At 59.9% G+C, this 1662-nt stretch carries 1 protein-coding gene; it reads left to right on the top strand.

The features are described 5' to 3' along the window. Window positions 1-66 precede the first annotated feature (66 nt). Window positions 67-1512 (top strand): IS1182 family transposase, encoded by a 1446-nt coding sequence (locus tag CT676_RS43545; RefSeq protein ID WP_135217344.1) that lies wholly within the window; start codon window positions 67-69, stop codon window positions 1510-1512. Window positions 1513-1662 lie beyond the last annotated feature (150 nt).

The following is a 1662-nucleotide window of genomic DNA, read 5'->3' as shown; positions in this document are numbered from 1 at the left end:
TGACCCTGGCTGTGTGAAAAGCCACGAGTCGGTTACGATTCCTCCGTTTCCTGATGGGGGATATGGATGGGACGCTTCGTTGAAGGCGCGGACAGATCCCAGCTGACGCTCTTGCCGGAATGTCTGGAGGATTGGGTAGACGAGGGCAACGCGGTCCATGTGATCGATGTGTTTGTCGAGGCGCTCGACCTGCATGGAATGGGATTTGAGCGTGTGATCGCCAAGGAGACGGGCCGGCCCTCCTATCATCCAGCAGTCCTTCTGAAGCTTTACATCTACGGTTATCTCAATCGGGTGCAATCCAGTCGCCGCCTGGAACGTGAGGCGTGCCGCAATGTCGAGGTGATGTGGCTGATCGGGCGCTTGGCTCCCGATCACAAGACGATCGCCGATTTCCGGAAGGATAATGGCGCGGCGATCCGGAAGGTTTGTGCGAAGTTCGTTGCGCTATGCCGGCAAATGGGCCTGTTGCAGACCCCAAGCGTCGCAATCGATGGCAGCAAGTTCAAGGCAGTGAACAACCGCGATCGCAACTTCACGCATGCCAAGATGGCGAGGCGGATGGCGCAGATCGAGGAAAGCGTCGGTCGATATCTGCGTCAACTCGATAGCGCCGATCGGCAGGAGCCATCGGAAGCGATCAGCATCAAGACGACGAGGATCAAGGAAAAGATCGCTCGGCTGAAGCAGGAGCTGAGCCGCCTGGAAGTGCTTGATGCGCAGATGCGCAACACGCCGGATCAACAGATATCGCTGACCGATCCGGATGCCCGTTCGATGGCCACCAGCGGACGCGGATCGGGTGTCGTCGGCTACAATGTCCAGGTCGCGGTGGACACCGAACACCATCTGATTGTTACGCATGAGGTCATAAACGTCGGCAACGACCGTGGGCAGCTTGCTCGGATGTCGAAGCAAGCCAAAGAAGTGCTCGAAGTGGACAAACTCGAGGCGGTCGCCGACCGTGGCTACTTCGACGGAGAAGAGATATTGGCCTGCGAAGAGGCTGGCGTTGCAGTCACGCTGCCCAAGCCCATGACGTCGAACGCCAAGGCGGAGGGTCGGTTCGGCAAACAGGACTTCGCCTACCTGCCTGATGAGGACGTTTACCGCTGCCCGTCCGGCCAGCTGCTGCCCTACCACTACACCAACATCGAGCACGGAATGACGCTGCGCCGTTACTGGTCGACAGCAGCGTGCCAAGGCTGCGCGATCAAGAGCCAATGCACGCCGTCAAAGGAGCGCCGCATCACGCGCTGGGAGCATGAGCATGTGGTCGAGGAGGTCCAGAGACGGCTCGATTCCAATCCCGACGCCATGCGGACGCGGCGCGAGACGGTCGAGCATCCCTTCGGCACGATCAAGGCCCGTATGGGTGCGACCCACTTCTTGATGAAGCGCCTACGGAATGTCGCCGCTGAGATGGCGCTGCATGTTCTCGCCTATAACCTCACACGGGTGATGAACATCGTCGGCAAACCGCGCCTGATTGCAGCCATCCGCGCCGCTTGAAGGCCGGAAAGTGCCTCCAAAAGCGCAATATCGCGTCGCGATACCCACTTTGGCCAGTCATTGGACGCTCCGACGCGAGACATCGGCCGCCTGCAACGATTGGCGACCACGGCCGCGTGCCGACCTATCCGTTTGCACACACCCAAGACC

It is taken from the genome of Bradyrhizobium sp. MOS001 (assembly GCF_004634465.1).
In the GTDB taxonomy this organism is placed as follows: Bacteria; Pseudomonadota; Alphaproteobacteria; order Rhizobiales; family Xanthobacteraceae; genus Bradyrhizobium; species Bradyrhizobium barranii.
Note: the sequence above shows the minus strand (reverse complement) of the source record. Positions and strands in the feature narration are given on the sequence as shown.